General features: G+C 60.8%; 16 protein-coding genes. 5 read left to right on the top strand and 11 right to left on the bottom strand.

The annotated features are described in order from the left end of the window. Positions 1 to 357: 357 nt before the first annotated feature. The 3 genes from PSCI_RS15825 to dapE are packed head-to-tail and all read right to left on the bottom strand — an operon-like array spanning position 358 to position 2,715. Entirely contained in the window at positions 358 to 735 is a 378-nt protein-coding gene (locus tag PSCI_RS15825) for a hypothetical protein (RefSeq protein ID WP_045488643.1), read from the bottom strand. Positions 736 to 754: 19 nt separating this feature from the next. Beyond that, positions 755 to 1,564: a putative RNA methyltransferase gene (locus tag PSCI_RS15830; RefSeq protein ID WP_045488646.1), complete on the bottom strand. Its 810-nt coding sequence runs from the start codon at positions 1,562 to 1,564 to the stop codon at positions 755 to 757. Further along, positions 1,564 to 2,715, bottom strand: a complete 1,152-nt coding sequence (gene dapE / locus PSCI_RS15835) for a succinyl-diaminopimelate desuccinylase (protein WP_045488649.1) — start codon at positions 2,713 to 2,715, stop codon at positions 1,564 to 1,566. The genes PSCI_RS15830 and dapE overlap by 1 nt, the downstream gene beginning before the upstream one ends. Positions 2,716 to 2,894: 179 nt before the next feature. Here dapE and tcdA point away from each other — a divergent pair, with 179 nt between their 5' ends. After that, positions 2,895 to 3,710, top strand: coding sequence for a tRNA cyclic N6-threonylcarbamoyladenosine(37) synthase TcdA (tcdA, locus tag PSCI_RS15840; RefSeq protein ID WP_045494430.1), 816 nt, complete (start codon positions 2,895 to 2,897; stop codon positions 3,708 to 3,710). Between the two features lie 142 nt (positions 3,711 to 3,852). On the opposite strand, the gene PSCI_RS15845 is transcribed toward tcdA, so the two are convergent. The 8 genes from PSCI_RS15845 to map all read right to left on the bottom strand — a co-directional run bounded on the left by PSCI_RS15845 (position 3,853) and on the right by map (position 12,663). Continuing rightward, on the bottom strand, positions 3,853 to 4,263 hold the full coding sequence (locus PSCI_RS15845) for a SufE family protein (RefSeq protein ID WP_045488651.1): 411 nt from the start codon (positions 4,261 to 4,263) through the stop codon (positions 3,853 to 3,855). Beyond that, positions 4,260 to 5,465, bottom strand: a complete 1,206-nt coding sequence (locus tag PSCI_RS15850; RefSeq protein ID WP_045488654.1) for an aminotransferase class V-fold PLP-dependent enzyme — start codon at positions 5,463 to 5,465, stop codon at positions 4,260 to 4,262. The genes PSCI_RS15845 and PSCI_RS15850 overlap by 4 nt, the downstream gene beginning before the upstream one ends. Positions 5,466 to 5,534: 69 nt before the next feature. Continuing rightward, positions 5,535 to 6,569, bottom strand: a complete 1,035-nt coding sequence (gene dapD / locus PSCI_RS15855) for a 2,3,4,5-tetrahydropyridine-2,6-dicarboxylate N-succinyltransferase (protein ID WP_045488656.1) — start codon at positions 6,567 to 6,569, stop codon at positions 5,535 to 5,537. Positions 6,570 to 6,615: 46 nt separating this feature from the next. Next, positions 6,616 to 6,987 carry an ArsC family reductase gene (locus PSCI_RS15860; RefSeq protein WP_045488659.1) on the bottom strand — a complete coding sequence of 124 codons (372 nt, stop codon included), beginning with the start codon at positions 6,985 to 6,987 and terminating at the stop codon, positions 6,616 to 6,618. Between the two features lie 141 nt (positions 6,988 to 7,128). Further along, the gene (locus PSCI_RS15865; protein ID WP_045488661.1) at positions 7,129 to 7,746 is read right to left on the bottom strand and encodes a hypothetical protein; all 618 of its coding nucleotides are present in this window, start codon (positions 7,744 to 7,746) and stop codon (positions 7,129 to 7,131) included. Between the two features lie 153 nt (positions 7,747 to 7,899). Then, positions 7,900 to 9,093 (bottom strand): succinyldiaminopimelate transaminase, encoded by a 1,194-nt coding sequence (dapC, locus tag PSCI_RS15870; RefSeq protein WP_045488663.1) that lies wholly within the window; start codon positions 9,091 to 9,093, stop codon positions 7,900 to 7,902. A 57-nt stretch (positions 9,094 to 9,150) separates the two neighbouring features. Beyond that, positions 9,151 to 11,847, bottom strand: a complete 2,697-nt coding sequence (locus PSCI_RS15875; protein WP_045488665.1) for a [protein-PII] uridylyltransferase — start codon at positions 11,845 to 11,847, stop codon at positions 9,151 to 9,153. Positions 11,848 to 11,877: 30 nt separating this feature from the next. Further along, positions 11,878 to 12,663: a type I methionyl aminopeptidase gene (gene map / locus PSCI_RS15880; RefSeq protein ID WP_045488666.1), complete on the bottom strand. Its 786-nt coding sequence runs from the start codon at positions 12,661 to 12,663 to the stop codon at positions 11,878 to 11,880. 281 nt (positions 12,664 to 12,944) lie between these two features. Here map and rpsB point away from each other — a divergent pair, with 281 nt between their 5' ends. From rpsB to frr, 4 genes are all read left to right on the top strand, one after another. Then, a complete protein-coding gene (gene rpsB / locus PSCI_RS15885; RefSeq protein WP_045488668.1) occupies positions 12,945 to 13,682 on the top strand; it encodes a 30S ribosomal protein S2 in 738 nt (245 codons plus the stop codon). 189 nt (positions 13,683 to 13,871) lie between these two features. Then, positions 13,872 to 14,735 (top strand): translation elongation factor Ts, encoded by an 864-nt coding sequence (gene tsf / locus PSCI_RS15890; protein WP_045488670.1) that lies wholly within the window; start codon positions 13,872 to 13,874, stop codon positions 14,733 to 14,735. 214 nt (positions 14,736 to 14,949) lie between these two features. After that, positions 14,950 to 15,690 carry a UMP kinase gene (gene pyrH, locus PSCI_RS15895; RefSeq protein WP_045488672.1) on the top strand — a complete coding sequence of 247 codons (741 nt, stop codon included), beginning with the start codon at positions 14,950 to 14,952 and terminating at the stop codon, positions 15,688 to 15,690. Then, positions 15,690 to 16,247, top strand: coding sequence for a ribosome recycling factor (frr, locus tag PSCI_RS15900; RefSeq protein WP_045488684.1), 558 nt, complete (start codon positions 15,690 to 15,692; stop codon positions 16,245 to 16,247). Before pyrH ends, frr begins: the two co-directional genes overlap by 1 nt. Positions 16,248 to 16,250 lie beyond the last annotated feature (3 nt).

Here is a 16,250-nt window from a genome sequence, read left to right on the forward strand (position 1 = left end):
GTCTATTGGTGTCAAGAATCGTAGGAAAGTTCGCAGCGACAGCCCCAAGCAGGAGCTCGCTGTCCATGCTTGGCTCGTGATCTTGCTCTGCTGTAGCTTTGCTTTTGCTCTCGAACCAAGATGGCGCAGACGACGCGAATCGCGACTTTGGCGCAGGCCGAGGGTAGGCGTCGATTCGGGGGAGAATCCGACATGGATGTCGCTGCTCTTGATATCAGGAGCAGGTGCGCTGGGCAGGACGCCCATCGCGCCGGCCCCCGAGGATCAAACAACCGCGGCAATGACCCTTGCACAAAACGAAAGGCCTTCGCGGCTAAAGCCGCTCCTACGGGCGATCCCGCGCCAGGCCAGCTGATGTCAGGAGGTGCGCCAGATAATCTCTTGTTCACCTTCGGCACTGATCCTGATCCACCGGTCAGCGTCCTCCTCACCATCATCCTCCGCCCAACTGCCCGGCGCACAGCGTACCTCAACAGCCAGCGCCGCAAACGCCGCATGGGCGCAGGCAATATCGTCGTCCCAAGGCGTCTTGTCACTCTCCAGAAACAGACTGTTCCACTTGCCCACTGCCTTGGGCACCCAGGTCACCGGCACCTCGCCGGCCCGGCACTTCCAGGTCTGGCCTTTCTGCTGCCACTCACTGCACGGCCCCAGCGCGACACTCAACCAGGCAGTAATCGCCTTGTGATCGACGTCTTCGTCCTTCAGGTAAATCTCGATATCAGGTTGACGCATGATGGCCTCGAAAAATGGCTTACTGCAGCACGAAATAATCGTAGCGCATGGAAACGGTGACCTTGAACGGGCCAGGGTAATCGATGACCGCTGCCCGGCGCTCGGCGCTGGCCCGCCAGCCATGTGGCGTCATCGCCAAGAGATCGGCACGCGACTGGCTGTCGATCAGCTTGAGGGTATAGGTCAGGGTCTCGCTGTGAGCCAGCTCCATCCCCTCCGGTACCAGTGCCAGATGCTTGTCATCGGCGTAGTCGCGGACTTCGTCGTACAGCTTCTGGCGCATCTCCATCAGATGGCCGCTGGTCGGCCCTACGCGCATCAGGCCGCCGCCAGGCGTCAGCAGACGCCTGGCCTCAAGCCAGTCCAGCGGGCTGAAGACGCTGGCCAGAAACTGACAACTGGCGTCCGGCAACGGAATGCGCGCCATGCTCGCGACCAGCCAGGTCAGGCTGCTGTCACGCCGGCAGGCGCGTTTGATTGCCTCGCGGGAAATATCCAGCGCATAGCCATCGGCTTTGGGCAGTGCCTCGGCAATTTGCGCGGTGTAATAGCCTTCGCCGCAGCCGATGTCCAGCCAGCGCCCCGGCGCTCGCTCGGCGGCCAGTTCCGCCAGACGGCGGGCCACCGGCGCGTAATGGCCGGCGTCGAGAAAGCGCCGCCGGGCTTCGACCATCGCCTGGTTATCGCCCGGGTCACGGCTGTTCTTGTGCTGCACCGGCAGCAGATTCAGGTAACCCTGGCGTGCACGGTCGAAACGATGATTGGCCGGGCAGGCCACGCCGTTGTCGGCGTTGGCCAGTGGCGCTGCGCAGATTGGACAGGTGAGCATCAGGCGAGCAACTTGACCAGGGTCTGATAGTAGATCTCGGTCAGCACGTCGAGGTCGCTGGCCAGGATGCGTTCGTTGACCTGGTGGATGGTGGCGTTGACCGGGCCGAGTTCGACGACCTGGGTGCCCAGCGTGGCGATAAAGCGACCGTCAGAGGTGCCGCCGCTGGTCGAAGCCTGGGTTTCGCGACCAGTAATGTCACGGATGCTCGCCGACACGGCATCAAGCAGCGCGCCTGGCTCGGTCAGAAATGGCAGGCCCGACAGCGCCCAGTCGATGTGCCAGTTCAGGTCGTGCTTGTCGAGAATTGCTGCGACACGCTGTTGCAGGCCTTCGACAGTGGACTCGGTAGAGAAGCGGAAGTTGAACACCGCGACCAGCTCACCGGGAATCACGTTGGTGGCACCGGTGCCCGAGTTGAGGTTGGAGATCTGAAAGCTGGTCGGCGGGAAGAATGCGTTGCCTTCGTCCCAGTGCTCGGCAGCCAGTTCCGCCAGGGCCGGGGCGGCCAGATGAATCGGGTTTTTGGCCAGATGCGGGTAGGCCACGTGGCCTTGTTTGCCGCGCACCTGCAAGGTGGCGCCGAGCGAGCCACGGCGGCCGTTCTTGACCACGTCACCGACCAGGGTGGTGCTCGACGGCTCGCCGACGATGCACCAGTCCAGACGCTCGTTACGTGCTGCCAGGCGTTCGACCACCGCCTTGGTGCCGTGGTGCGCCGGGCCTTCTTCATCGCTGGTGATCAGAAAGGCCACCGAGCCTTTGTGATCGGGGTAGTCGCGCACGAAGCGTTCGCTGGCCACCACCATCGACGCCAGGCTGCCTTTCATGTCGGCTGCACCACGGCCGCAGAGCATGCCGTGCTCGTCGATCAGCGCGTCGAACGGGTCGTTCTGCCAGGCCTGTACCGGGCCGGTGGGCACCACGTCGGTGTGGCCGGCAAAGCACAGCACCGGGCCGTCACCGTTGCCATGGGTGGCCCAGAAGTTATCGACGTCTTCGATGCGCATCGGTTCGAGCTTGAAGCCGGCCGCGCCCAGGCGTTGCATCATCACCGCCTGGCAATCGGCATCGAGCGGCGTAACCGATGGCCGACGAATCAGGTCGCAGGCCAGTTGGAGAGTGGGCGAGAGGTCGGCTGGGGCCGTCATGAACAAGACTCCGGTTGCAGGGCGCAGAATGTGCGAGGTGCGAAAAGGCCGATATCTTAAAGCAAAATCGCCCGCTCCATGCGCCTGAATCGGCGGCTTTGCGACAGTCCGTTGCTGGCGGTGGGTGTCCTGCGCGGCGTCAACGCCTATAATGCGCGCAGGTTTTCGAGGTCATGAACATGAGCACAGCAGATCCACGTTTTGCCGGTATCGCCCGGTTGTATGGCAGCCAGGGGCTGGAGCGCCTGCAAGCGGCCCATGTCGCGGTGATTGGTATTGGTGGCGTGGGTTCGTGGGCTGCTGAGGCGCTGGCGCGCAGTGGCGTGGGCGAGATATCGCTGTTCGATCTGGACGACGTCTGTGTCAGCAACACCAACCGCCAGTTGCATGCGCTGGACGGTACTGTGGGGCGGGCCAAGGTCGAGGTGATGGCCGAGCGTATTCGGGCGATCAACCCGGAGTGCGTGGTGCATGCGGTGATGGACTTCGTGACCCCAGACACACTGGCTGAGTACATCACTCAAGAGCTGGATTTTGTGATCGACTGTATCGACAGCGTCAAGGCCAAGGCCGCGCTCATTGCTTGGTGCAAACGGCGCAAGATCGGCCTGGTGACCACCGGCGGTGCAGGCGGGCAGATCGACCCGACGCAAATTCAGGTCTGTGACCTGAACCGTACCTTCAACGATCCGCTGGCGGCCAAGGTGCGTTCGACCCTGCGCCGCGACTACAACTTCTCGCGTACCCCCAGCCGCAGCTACAGCGTGCCGTGTGTATTTTCCAGCGAGCAGTTGCGTTATCCGATGCCCGACGGCAGCGTGTGCCAGAGCAAGACCTTTGTCGGCGAGGGCGTGCGTCTGGACTGTGCCGGAGGCTTTGGCGCAGTGATGATGGTTACCGCGACCTTCGGCATGGTCGCGGCGAGCAAGGCGGTGGACAAACTGGTAGCCGGGACCCGCCGGCCAGCGGAACGGGTCAAGCCAGCAAACTGTTGAAAAACTACCTGCGTTGCCATTGCTACGTTAAAAACAGGCTCACAATGCTCATTTACACCCGTAAACTCCGCTTGCTCGCCTGTTTTTGCCTTGCGCTGCCTGCCTCGCCTACGTTTTTCAACGGCTTGCTCGCCGAAGCCGCTCAGGACTGAGCAGCCAGTTCGCGCATGCGTTGCAGCACGGCGTTCAGGCCGTTGCTGCGCGACGGCGATAATTGACGACCAAGCCCCAGGCTGTCGAACCATTGCGCCACATCGACCTGGCGCAACTGCTCGGCGGACAGGCCGTTGACCCGCACCAGCAGCAGTGCCAACAGGCCGCGCAACAGCCGCGCATCGCTGCTGGCGCGAAACTGCCAGCGGCCTTCAGCGGCGTCAGCGAGCAACCAGACCTGGCTTTCGCAGCCGTGTACCCGATGCTGTTCGGACTTTTCCGCTTCGCTCAGTGCGCTCAGGCGTTCACCCCACTGCATCAGCAACCGGGCGCGTTGCTCCCAGCCCTGCAACTGGCTGAAGGCTTGCTGCGCCGCGACGGCTTCTGAACCCAGCGTCATGCCAGCAGCTCCAGCGACTGGTCCAGAGCACTGAACAGGCGCAGCAGGTCGTCCGAGTCGTTGTACAGCCCCAGCGACACCCGAATCGCGCCGGGCAGGCCGAGGTGTTTGAGCAGCGGCATAGCGCAGTGATGGCCGGCGCGCACGGCGATGCCCTGTTCGGTGAGCAGGTGGGCCAGGTCGGCGTTATGCACGCCCTCGACCACAAAGCTGACCAACGCCAGTTCAGGCGCGCCCAGCACGCGGACCCGATCGCGCTGCTGCAGGCCTTCAAGCAGACGTTTGTGCAATTGCGCTTCGTGGTCGGCGACCGCTCGCTGGTCGAGGCTGTCCAGGTAATCGAGCGTCGCCCCAAGCCCGATCACGCTGGCGATGGGCGGGGTTCCGGCTTCAAAGCCCAGCGGCGCGGCGCGAAACTCGGCATGCCGATAGTCGGCGGTCAGTACCATCTCGCCGCCGAACTGCCAGTGGGCCAGCTTGGGCAGCGCTTCGTTACCCGCGTAGATCACGCCCAGGCCTTCGGGGCCATACAGCTTGTGGCTGGAGAAAACGTAGAAGTCGCAGCCCAGCGCCTGCACATCATGGCGACCATGCACCACCCCTTGCGCGCCATCGACCACCGTCAGCGCCCCTTGGGCACGGGCCAGGGCCAGCAGGCGTGGCAGCGGTTGCCAGGCACCGAGCACATTGGAAAACTGGCTGACAGCCAGCAGGCGAGTATTCGGGCCGATCAGCGCGCTGGCCGCGTCGAGATCGATCAGGCCGTGCGCATCAAGTGGCAGGATCACCAGTTTCAGATTGCGCCGCTGGGCCAGTTGTTGCCAGGGCAACAGGTTGGCGTGGTGCTCCAGGGCGCTGATAGCAATCTCGTCACCGGCGCCGAACACGCCTTCCAGGCCGTAGGCAAGCAGGTTGAGAGCCGAGGTTGCGCCGTGGGTAAAGATGATCTGCCCGCTGTCAGCGGCATTGAGCCAGTGGCTGACCTTGCTGCGCGAGGCTTCGAAGGCCTGGGTCGCGTGGGCACCAGGCAGGTGCTGGGCACGGTGTACGTTGGCCGTACCGTTGCAGTAGTAATGCATCAAGGCATCGAGCAATGCCTGGGGTTTTTGCGTGGTGGCAGCGCTGTCCAGATAGGTCTGGCCTTGCCGCTGCAGGGCGTCGATGGCAGGAAAGTCGGCGCGCCAGGGAGAAATCAGGGGCATTGGTCCGTCCGGCTTGTCAGGCGGGGCCAGGCCGCGGGGTTGCCCGCGCACCTGGACCCGTACACGGCATCAGTTGTGAGCGTGCAGTGCTTCGTTCAGCTCGATGGCCGACTTGTGGGTTTTGCATTCCACAGCGCCGGTTTGCGAGTTGCGACGGAACAGCAGGTCGGTCTGGCCAGCCAGATCGCGGGCCTTGACGGTGCTGACCAGTTCGTTGTTCTCATCGAGCAGCGCGACTTTGGTACCGGCAGTGATGTAAAGACCGGCTTCAACGGTGTTGCGGTCGCCCAGCGGGATGCCGATACCGGCGTTGGCACCGATCAGGCAGCCTTCGCCAACGCTGATGATGATATTGCCGCCACCGGACAGGGTGCCCATGGTCGAGCAGCCGCCGCCCAGGTCCGAGCCCTTGCCGACGAACACGCCAGCCGATACACGGCCTTCGATCATGCCCGGGCCTTCAGTGCCGCCGTTGAAATTGACGAAGCCTTCGTGCATGACGGTGGTGCCTTCACCAATGTAGGCACCCAGGCGCACCCGGGCGCTGTCGGCGATACGCACGCCGGCCGGCACCACGTAGTCAGTCATTTTCGGGAATTTGTCGACCGAGAAGACTTCCAGCAGCTCGCCTTTGAGGCGCGCTTCGAGTTGCCGCTCGCCCAGCTCGCCCAGATCGACTGCACCGGCGTTGGTCCAGGCGACGTTTGGCAGCAGCGGGAAAATACCGGCCAGGCTCAGGCCGTGCGGCTTGACCAGACGGTGCGACAGCAGATGCAGCTTCAGGTAGGCCTCAGGGGTCGAGGTCAGTGCGGCGTCTTCGGCCAGCAGGGTGGCGACCAGCGGCTTATGGCTCTCGGCCAGACGGGTCAGCAGTGCGGCTTGTGCAGCATCGACAGGCTTGACCGCTTCGGCCAGTTTCGACGCCAGGTCGGTGTTGAATGCGATGGCCTGGTTACCGCCGCTGTAGCCCAGCAGTGGCGCGACTGCCGCGACCAGCTCGGCCGATGGCTTGAGCAGCGGCTGAGCGTAGAAGACTTCCAGCCAGTTGCCTTGACGATTCTGGGTGCCGACACCGAAGGCCAGGCTGAACAGAGTAGTGGACATGCATATTCCTCTTGAGTGATCAGGGGGTTGCCAGCAGCTCGTGGGCTTACTGCAACGCCGCCGCATACAGTTCGGGTTTGAAGCCAATCAGGGTTCGCTCGCCGAGATCGAGCACCGGGCGCTTGATCATCGACGGTTGCGCCAGCATCAGCTCGATGGCCTTGTTCTGGTCGAGGTCGGCTTTTTGCGCCTCCTCGAGCTTGCGAAACGTCGTACCGGCGCGGTTGAGCACCACTTGCCAACCGTGTTCGTCACACCATTGGCTCAGGTGTTCGCGGTCGATGCCCTGGGTCTTGTAGTCGTGAAAATCATGGCTCACGGCGTGTTGTTCTAGCCATGTACGGGCTTTTTTCATCGTGTCGCAGGCCTTGATGCCGTAAATGCGTACGATCTTGCTGTCGTTGGCGGTATTGGCCATTGCCGAAACTTCCCATGCATCGCTGAAAACAGCCGGTGATTATGCCATGCCCACACGTGCTGTGCCCGGCCTGTCTCGATATCTGTCGGACAATCACAGACAGAGGGGGCATATTCAGATGCCGGATTAAGGTACGTAGCGTCAGCGTACTATGCCGTTGAAAATCTCCGTGGCCTTACCGTCTTTCTTGATCGTGAGTTTGTTGTTCTGCGCCAGGGAATCTACTGCTTCCGAGCAGCCATCGACTGTGACGCTGCCGTCCACTGATTCCGTTGCTGTGCTGAAGCTCACCGCGTAGGTAGTGGCAGGACAAGCCCGGCCGCCTTCTCCAGTGGAGATAACCAGCACGTAACGGTCAGGGCCGAAGGCATAAGCTTTCTCTACTGTGACATAGGTCGAGAACTCGGGCTCTTCGAGCACTTGTTCAAGGATATTCATCACTCCGGCGCGAGACTGATAGTTGATGGCATCGGCGCCAGTGGTGAATGGGCCCACCTGATCGCCGGAGATTAGCACCGGTTGATAGGTGACGCTGGGAGCAGCAGGAGCCAGGCTGGCCGAGGGGGCCGGTTTCGTTACGAGTCCTGTCGATGTGGTGGGGCTGGTGCACTGGCCGTTTTCGCAGATCCGGTCGCCCTTACAATCAGTGTCTTTACCGCATTGTAAGGGCGCTTGGGCTGGGTGGCTGATCTTCTCGACAGGTTTGTCGCAGGCACTGAGGCAGAGGGCCAGGATGGAGAATGCAAAGACGCGCTTCATTAGCGAATTCCTTTTCATGAATGATGGCGCGGTAGTATCGCCAAACCTCTTGTGAAAGTCTTGGCCATTACCTTACGGGTATCCAGCGCATATCGTCCGGCGTGCGGGTGACAACCCACGGCACATTGCATGCCGTGGGGCAGGGCAGGCGTGTCAGCGGGTTACAAACGCCCGAATCCGCTCAGCGGCTTCGATGCACTCGGCCAGTGGTGCGACCAGGGCCAGGCGCACGCGGCCGGCGCCGGGGTTGAAACCGTCCACTTCCCGCGACAGGTACGAACCTGGCACCACGGTGACGTGCTGTTCGGCGTACAGGTCGCGGCAGAACGCGGCGTCGTCCTGGCCGACGCTGGGCCACAGGTAGAAGCTGCCGTCCGGGCGTTGCACGTCCATCACCGGGCCAAGGATGTCGAGCACGGCGTCGAATTTCTCACGGTACAGGTCGCGGTTGCTGCGCACGTGGTCTTCGTCGTTCCAGGCCGCGATGCTGGCCAGTTGGGTTTGCACCGGCATGGCGCAGCCGTGGTAGGTGCGATACAGCAAGAAGGCCTTGAGGATCTCGGCGTCGCCGGCCACAAAGCCGGAGCGCAGGCCTGGCAGGTTGGAGCGCTTGGACAGGCTGTGAAACACCACGCAGCGCTTGAAATCCTGGCGGCCCAGTTCGGCGCAGGCACTCAGCAGGCCGGGTGGCGGGCTTTGCTCGTCGAAGTACAGCTCGCTGTAGCATTCGTCGGCGGCGATCACGAAGTCGTACTGGTCGGCCAGGGCGATCAGTTTTTTCAGGGTTTCGAGCGGAATCAGTGCACCGGTGGGGTTGCCCGGCGAGCACAGGAACAGGATCTGGCAGCGCTGCCAGATGTGCGGGGCGACGGCGTCAAAGTCCGGGTTGAAGCCGTTGTCGTTCAGGCACGGCAGGTAATGCGGCTGAGCGCCGGCCAGAAACGCCGCACCTTCGTAGATCTGGTAGAACGGGTTGGGGCTGACCACCAGGCCATCGGCTTCGCGGTTGACCACGGTCTGGGTGAAGGCAAACAGCGCCTCACGGGTGCCGTTGACCGGCAGTACGTGGCGGGCCGGGTCGATCCAGCCGGCGGGCACGCCAAAGCGTCGTTCGCACCAGTGGCCGATGGCTTCACGCAATGCCGGCAGGCCCAGGGTGGTCGGGTACACCGCCATCTGGTCGAGATTGTCAGCCAGCGCCTTGGCCACGAACGCCGGCGATTTGTGTTTGGGCTCGCCGATCGACAGGGCGATGGGGCGCTTGTCGGGGTTGGGCGTCACGCTACCGAGCAGGGCACGCAGCTTTTCGAACGGGTAGGGCTGAAGCTGTTGCATGGCGTTGTTCATGAGGCAAATGTCTCAAGGTGCAAGGCGCCCTGAGCCGGGCGCCGTAAATGGATAAATTCAGATACTCAGGCGAAACCCGCCGTCCGGTTCGCTGTTGACGTTCAACTGTTCGACAATGGCTTCCTGCAGGCGGGCACACAGTTGCGGGTCGGACAACGGCTGGTTGTCGGCATCGGTGATGAAAAACACGTCTTCGACCCGCTCGCCCAGGGTGGCAATCTTGGCGTTCTGCAGCGACAGGTCGAACTCCAGGAAGATCTTGCCAATCCGTGCCAGCAGTCCGGGGCGATCCGGGGCCAGCAGTTCCAGCACTGTGACCGGGCGCTGGGCGTCGTTATGGATGGTGACCTGCGGAGCAAAGCTGAAGTGCTTGAGCTGGCGCGGCACCCGGCGCTTGATGATGGTCGGGTAGTCGTCCGGGTTGCGCAGGGCCTCGGTCAGGCCCTGGCGAATTTCTTCGATGCGCTGCGGATTGTCGCCAATCGAGCCGCCATCGCTGTCGAGCACGATGTAGGTGTCGAGGGTGAACTGGCTGCTGGAGGTGATGATCCGTGCGTCATGAATGTTGAGGTTCAACTGGGCCATGGCGGCCACCGTTACAGCGAAGAAATCGTGCTGGTCGGCGGCGTAGATGAAGATCTGCGTCGCGCCCTCGAATTCACGTTGGGTGGTTTCCTTGATCAGCACCAGCGGGCCGCCGTTGACTGGCTGTTGCAGGATCGCATCGCTGTGCCAGGCCACGTCACCGGCGGTATGGCGCAGAAAGTAATCATCGCCCAGCCCTGACCAGAGCTGTTCCACATCGTCCGGGTCGGTGCCATTGCGCACCAGAATGTCCAGGGCGGCGGTCTGGGTGCGGCGAATCTGCTCTTCACGGTCCACCGGGTTTTCCAGGCCGCGGCGCAGTGCACGCTTGGTCTCGGTATACAGCTGGCGCAACAGGCTGGCCCGCCACGAGTTCCAGAGGGTCGGGTTGGTGGCATTGATATCGGCCACGGTCAGTACATACAGGTAATCCAGATGCACTTCATCACCGACAAACAGGGCGAAGTCGTGAATCACCTGCGGGTCGGACAGGTCCTTGCGTTGTGCGGTCGTCGACATGACCAGGTGGTTGCTCACCAGCCAGACAATCAGCCGCGTGTCCCACACCGGTAGCTGGTGGCGGTGGCCGAAGACTTCGGCGTCGACGGCGCCGAGTTCCGAGTGATCGCCACCGCGGCCTTTGCCGATATCGTGGTACAGCCCGGCCAGGTAAATCAGCTCCGGCTTGGGCAGGCGGGCCATGATCTTGCTGGCCAGCGGGAATTTCTCCGACACCTCGGTGTACTGCAACTTGCGCAGATGTTTGATGAGGTTGAGGGTGTGGGCATCGACGGTATAAATATGAAACAGGTCGTGTTGCATTTGCCCGACGATATGCCCGAATTCCGGCAGGTACAGGCCGAGGATGCCGTAACGGTTCATGCGTCGCAGATTGCGGTGGATGCCCGTCTCGCATTTGAACAGCTCGATGAACAGGCTGGTATTGCGAATATCGTTGCGGAACTCGTCGTCGATCAGGTAGCGGTGCTCACGCAGCAGGCGGATGGTATTGGCCCGCACGCCTTTGATCTCGGGGTTTTGTGCCATCAGCACGAAAATCTCGATGATCGCAAAAGGGGTGCGCTTGAAGACATTCGGACGCGTAGCTTCTATATAGCCATCATGGAGCTGGAAGCGTGAGTTCAGTGGCTGGGTGTTGCCGTCATCCTCACAGAGGATGACTTCCTCGAAGTGCTGGATGATCAGGTCGCTCAACTGGGCGATGCTCATCACCACCCGGTAATACTTCTGCATGAAGTTTTCGACGGCACGCTTGGAGTCGGTGTCCTGGTAGCCAAGCAGCTCAGCAATGGAGCGTTGATGGTCGAACAGCAGACGGTCTTCGGCGCGTCCGGCCAGCATGTGCAGGGCGTAGCGCACCTTCCAGAGAAACTCCTGCGAGGAGGCCAGCAACTGGTTCTCGCTTTCCAGCAGAAAGCCGGCACCGGCCATGGCCTGCAGGTTCAGGGTGCCGTACTGGCGACGGGCGACCCAGAGGATGGTCTGGATATCGCGCAGGCCACCCGGTGAACCCTTGACGTTGGGTTCGAGGTTATATTCCGTGTCGTTGTACTTGTGGTGGCGGGCGCGCTGCTCAGCCCGTTTGGCGAGGAAGAAATCCTTGCTCGGCCACAGGTGACCGGTGCTGGTGGCTTCGAGCATGTGCTCGCGCAAGCGTTCCGGGCCTGCAATGGTGCGGCTTTCCATCAGGTTGGTGATGACCGTCAGGTCGGCTTTGGCTTCGCTGGCGCACTCTTGCACCGAGCGCACGCTTTGCCCGACTTCCAGGCCGATATCCCACAGCAGGGTCAGAAACTGCTCGATGGAGTCGCGAAAGACTTCGTGATCGTCCTTGTCGAGCAGGATCAGCAGGTCGATATCGGAATAGGGGTGCAGCTCGCCGCGCCCGTAGCCGCCCACCGCCAGCAGGGCGATGTCGGCCTGAGGTTGCCATTGGAACTGGCTCCAGGCCTGTTGCAGGATGTTATCGACGAACCAGGCGCGGTCCTCGATCAGGCGACGGATCTCGCGGCCTTCGCGAAAGCGTTGGTCAAGCACCTCGCGCGCCTGGCGAATGGCCTTCTTGAACGCGGCGATGGGGCTGGACTTCAGGGCCAGTTCAGCCTGGAACTGGCCGCGGTCGAACAATTCGGGATCCACCTGCGGCATGGGCGTGGCTTTCCTTCGGGTCAGTGGTTGTCAGCCAGCGTTGGTACGGGCGATGGTGTCGTCGCTGCGCAGGGTGAAGATCTCGTAACCGTCAGCGGTGACGACCAGAGTGTGTTCCCACTGTGCCGAGAGCTTGCGGTCCTTGGTGATCGCGGTCCAGCCGTCGCCGAGGATCTTGGTTTCGGCGCGGCCCTGATTGATCATCGGCTCGATGGTGAAGGTCATGCCTTCCTTGAGCTCCATGCCCGTGCCGGCCTGGCCATAATGCAGCACCTGTGGCTCCTCGTGAAAGACCTTGCCGATGCCGTGGCCGCAGAACTCACGGACCACCGAAAAGCCGTTCTTTTCAGCGTGCTTCTGGATGACTTCACCGATATCGCCCAGCCGGGCGCCAGGACGGACGACCTCGATTCCTTTATACAGGCACTCCTGAGTGACGCGTGACAGGCGTTCGGCCCACTCGGGCACCTGGCCGACATGGAACATCTTGCTGGTGTCACCGTAGTAGCCATCCTTGATGACGGTGATGTCGATGTTCAGGATGTCGCCGTTCTTGAGCGGTTTGTCGGCCGGAATGCCGTGGCACACCACATGGTTGATCGAGGTGCAGATCGATTTGGGAAAGCCTTTGTAGTTCAGCGGTGCCGGAATCGCTTGCTGAACGTTGACGATGTAATCGTGGCAGATGCGGTCCAGTGCCTCGGTGGTGACGCCGGCCTTCACGTGGGGCTCGATCATTTCCAGTACTTCGGCGGCCAGGCGGCCCGCGATGCGCATCTTTTCGATGTCTTCGTGATTTTTAATGCTGACAGTCATTCGGGCGCTCTCGGTAATGCACAAAGCGCCGATTCTAACAGACCGCCGGGCCTCTGGTGGCGATCCCCGGCACCGGATACGCAGGGCGATCAATCAGCCTGTAATAACTGTGGGTTTTGTTTGTCAGCTTTATGTGATATAAAGTGCGCCGCTTTGCAGGGGCTGCCCCTGGAGCATAAACCCACACACGTGTCGACACGATGACCTGGGTGCCGTTGGCAAAGCCGCCGGTTGGTCATTGGGATGCGTGGAGGCCTAACCCGACTTATCAAGGAACTATCATGTCCCAAGTCAATATGCGCGATATGCTGAAGGCCGGTGTGCACTTCGGCCACCAGACCCGTTACTGGAACCCGAAAATGGGCAAGTACATTTTCGGCGCGCGCAACAAGATTCACATCATCAACCTGGAAAAAACCCTGCCGATGTTCAACGACGCCCTGTCGTTCGTAGAGCGTCTGGCTAACGGCAAGAACAAGATCCTGTTCGTCGGCACCAAGCGTTCCGTTGGCAAGATCGTTGCTGAAGAAGCAGCACGCTGCGGCTCGCCATACGTCGATCACCGCTGGTTGGGCGGCATGCTGACCAACTTCAAAACCATTCGTCAGTCGATCAAGCGTCTGCGCGAACTGGAAGTCCAGGCTGAAGACGGTACCTTCGCCAAGCTGACCAAGAAAGAAGCCCTGATGCGCAGCCGTGATCTGGAAAAACTGGATCGCAGCCTGGGTGGTATCAAGGACATGGGCGGCCTGCCTGATGCCCTGTTCGTTATCGACGTTGATCACGAGCGCATTGCAATCACCGAAGCCAACAAGCTGGGCATCCCGGTCATCGGCGTTGTCGATACCAACAGCAGCCCGGAAGGCGTTGACTACGTGATCCCAGGTAACGATGACGCCATTCGCGCCATCCAGCTGTACATGGGTTCGATGGCTGATGCCGTCATCCGTGGTCGCAACAACGTTGCTGGCGGCACCGAAGTCTACGAAGAAGCTCCGGCTGCTGCTGTAGAAGGCTGAGTGACCAACGCCAGGCGTTGACTCAGTACGCAAAAAGGGGGCTTGGCCCCCTTTTTGCCACCTCGGAAAACATCGGCTGGCGCGGCCATGGCTATGTTGTCATCTGCTGCTGCCAAGATGGTTTTTCAAGAATTTGAACGCCCGTGACTTCGGGTGGTGTGGTTAAAACCTATCCAAGAGGATTTTGAAATGGCAGAGATTACTGCGGCGCTGGTCAAAGAACTGCGTGAGCGTACCGGCGAAGGCATGATGGATTGCAAAAAGGCCCTGACCAAGGCCGGCGGCGACATCGAAAAGGCAATCGACGACATGCGCGCTTCCGGTGCCATCAAGGCTGCCAAGAAAGCTGGCAACGTTGCTGCTGAAGGCGCTATCGCCATCAAGGACGACGGTAAATCCGCTGTCCTGCTGGAAGTCAACTCGCAGACCGACTTCCTGGCCCTGCAGGAAGACTTCAAGGCATTCGTTGCTGCCAGCGTCGAAAAAGCCTTCGCAGAGAAGCTGACCACTGTCGAGCCACTGATCGAAGCTCAAGAAGCTGACCGTCTGGTACTGGTCGGCAAGACTGGCGAAAACGTCAACATTCGCCGTCTGGTCCGTGTTGAAGGTGACGTGCTGGGTGCTTACCTGCACGGCAACAAGATCGGCGTGGTTGTGGTCCTCAAGGGCGGCGACAGCGAGCTGGCCAAAGACATCGCCATGCACGTTGCGGCGACCAACCCTGAGTTCCTGCTGCCTTCGGAAGTTTCGGCTGAAGCGATCGAGCGCGAGAAGGGTGTCTTCCTGCAACTGAACGAAGACAAGATCAAGGGCAAGCCTGAGAACATCGTTGAAAACATGATCAAAGGCCGTATCTCCAAGTTCCTGGCTGAAGCCAGCCTGGTCGAGCAGCCTTTCGTCAAGAACCCGGAAGTCAAGGTTGGCGAGCTGGCCAAGAAAGCCGGTGCCGAGATCGTTTCCTTCACTTACTTCAAAGTGGGTGACGGCATCGAGAAGCCGGTTGATAACTTCGCTGAAGAAGTTGCCGCTCAAGTGGCTGCCAGCAAGAAGTAAGACGGTTTTCAACTGTCGTACTGCAGGCTGAAAAAGAGGCTGCCCGCTCATGCGTGCGGCCTCTTTTTCAAAAGAAACAGAGGAATTTTTGCTTGCAGGCATGGTCTGCAAGGCAGCTTTTTCTGGCGCCCCGGTAGCGTCAGACTAAAGTTGACGCAGGTCTTCAGGCCTGTATGGATTTCATAATCAAGTAATGCCGCAGGAGAGATTCGCAATGGCTCAGCAGGGCAGTGGTCATCAGGCTCGCTATAAACGCATTCTACTCAAACTTAGCGGCGAAGCCCTGATGGGCTCCGAGGATTTCGGCATCGATCCCAAGGTGCTCGACCGCATGGCGCTGGAAGTCGGCCAACTGGTCGGCATCGGTGTTCAGGTAGGGTTGGTGATTGGTGGTGGCAACCTGTTCCGTGGTGCTGCGCTGAGCGCGGCCGGCATGGATCGGGTGACAGGCGATCACATGGGCATGCTTGCCACCGTGATGAACGCGCTGGCCATGCGTGACGCCCTGGAGCGCGCCAATATCACTGCCATCGTGATGTCTTCCATTTCCATGACCGGCGTGACCGATCACTATGATCGGCGCAAGGCCATGCGTCACTTGAACGCCAAGGAAGTGGTGATCTTCGCAGCCGGCACCGGCAATCCGTTCTTCACCACTGACTCGGCCGCGTGCCTGCGGGCCATCGAAATCGATGCCGACGTTGTGCTCAAGGCAACCAAGGTGGATGGCGTGTACACCGCTGATCCGTTCAAGGACCCTAATGCCGAGAAGTTCGATCACCTGTCTTACGATGAGGTGCTCGATCGCAAACTGGGTGTGATGGATCTGACTGCAATCTGCCTGTGCCGCGACCACAAGATGCCGTTGCGTGTCTTCAATATGAACAAGCCCGGCGCCCTGCTCAATATTGTGCAAGGTGGCGCTGAAGGAACCCTGATCGAGGAAGTTCGATAATGATCAACGACATCAAGAAAGATGCCCAGGAACGTATGGGCAAGTCGCTCGAAGCGCTGGGTCGTAACCTGGCTTCGATCCGCACTGGCCGTGCACACCCCAGCATCCTCGACAGCGTCAAGGTGACTGCCTGGGGCAGCGAGATGCCACTTAACCAGGTTGCCGCAATCAGCGTCGAAGACGCGCGTACCCTGAAGATCGTCGCTCACGACAAGAATCTCAGCGCGGCCATCGAGAAGGCCATCCTGACCTCCGACCTGGGGCTGAACCCTAGCAGTGCCGGTACCACCATTCGTGTGCCGATGCCTGCCCTGACCGAAGAGACCCGCAAGGGTTACACCAAGCAGGCGCGTGGTGTGGCAGAAGACGCCAAGGTTGCAGTGCGCAACGTGCGTCGTGATGCTCTGGCTGACCTGAAGAAGCTGTCCAAAGACAAGGAAATCAGCGAAGACGAAGAGCGTCGTGCCGCCGATGAGCTGCAAAAGCTCACCGACAAATATGTCGCGGAAGTCGACAAGGCACTGGAAGCCAAAGAAAAAGACCTGATGGCCGTTTGAGGT

Source organism: Pseudomonas sp. StFLB209 (assembly GCF_000829415.1).
Classification (GTDB): Bacteria; Pseudomonadota; Gammaproteobacteria; order Pseudomonadales; family Pseudomonadaceae; genus Aquipseudomonas.

What these genes read in the sequence shown, in the direction of transcription:
- PSCI_RS15825 (WP_045488643.1), bottom strand. Translation starts at nt 735, where the DNA reads ATGCGTCAACCTGATATCGAGATTTACCTGAAGGACGAAGACGTCGAT.
- PSCI_RS15830 (WP_045488646.1), bottom strand. Translation starts at nt 1,564, where the DNA reads ATGCTCACCTGTCCAATCTGCGCAGCGCCACTGGCCAACGCCGACAAC.
- dapE (WP_045488649.1), bottom strand. Translation starts at nt 2,715, where the DNA reads ATGACGGCCCCAGCCGACCTCTCGCCCACTCTCCAACTGGCCTGCGAC.
- tcdA (WP_045494430.1), top strand. Translation starts at nt 2,895, where the DNA reads ATGAGCACAGCAGATCCACGTTTTGCCGGTATCGCCCGGTTGTATGGC.
- PSCI_RS15845 (WP_045488651.1), bottom strand. Translation starts at nt 4,263, where the DNA reads ATGACGCTGGGTTCAGAAGCCGTCGCGGCGCAGCAAGCCTTCAGCCAG.
- PSCI_RS15850 (WP_045488654.1), bottom strand. Translation starts at nt 5,465, where the DNA reads ATGCCCCTGATTTCTCCCTGGCGCGCCGACTTTCCTGCCATCGACGCC.
- dapD (WP_045488656.1), bottom strand. Translation starts at nt 6,569, where the DNA reads ATGTCCACTACTCTGTTCAGCCTGGCCTTCGGTGTCGGCACCCAGAAT.
- PSCI_RS15860 (WP_045488659.1), bottom strand. Translation starts at nt 6,987, where the DNA reads ATGGCCAATACCGCCAACGACAGCAAGATCGTACGCATTTACGGCATC.
- PSCI_RS15865 (WP_045488661.1), bottom strand. Translation starts at nt 7,746, where the DNA reads ATGAAGCGCGTCTTTGCATTCTCCATCCTGGCCCTCTGCCTCAGTGCC.
- dapC (WP_045488663.1), bottom strand. Translation starts at nt 9,093, where the DNA reads ATGAACAACGCCATGCAACAGCTTCAGCCCTACCCGTTCGAAAAGCTG.
- PSCI_RS15875 (WP_045488665.1), bottom strand. Translation starts at nt 11,847, where the DNA reads ATGCCGCAGGTGGATCCCGAATTGTTCGACCGCGGCCAGTTCCAGGCT.
- map (WP_045488666.1), bottom strand. Translation starts at nt 12,663, where the DNA reads ATGACTGTCAGCATTAAAAATCACGAAGACATCGAAAAGATGCGCATC.
- rpsB (WP_045488668.1), top strand. Translation starts at nt 12,945, where the DNA reads ATGTCCCAAGTCAATATGCGCGATATGCTGAAGGCCGGTGTGCACTTC.
- tsf (WP_045488670.1), top strand. Translation starts at nt 13,872, where the DNA reads ATGGCAGAGATTACTGCGGCGCTGGTCAAAGAACTGCGTGAGCGTACC.
- pyrH (WP_045488672.1), top strand. Translation starts at nt 14,950, where the DNA reads ATGGCTCAGCAGGGCAGTGGTCATCAGGCTCGCTATAAACGCATTCTA.
- frr (WP_045488684.1), top strand. Translation starts at nt 15,690, where the DNA reads ATGATCAACGACATCAAGAAAGATGCCCAGGAACGTATGGGCAAGTCG.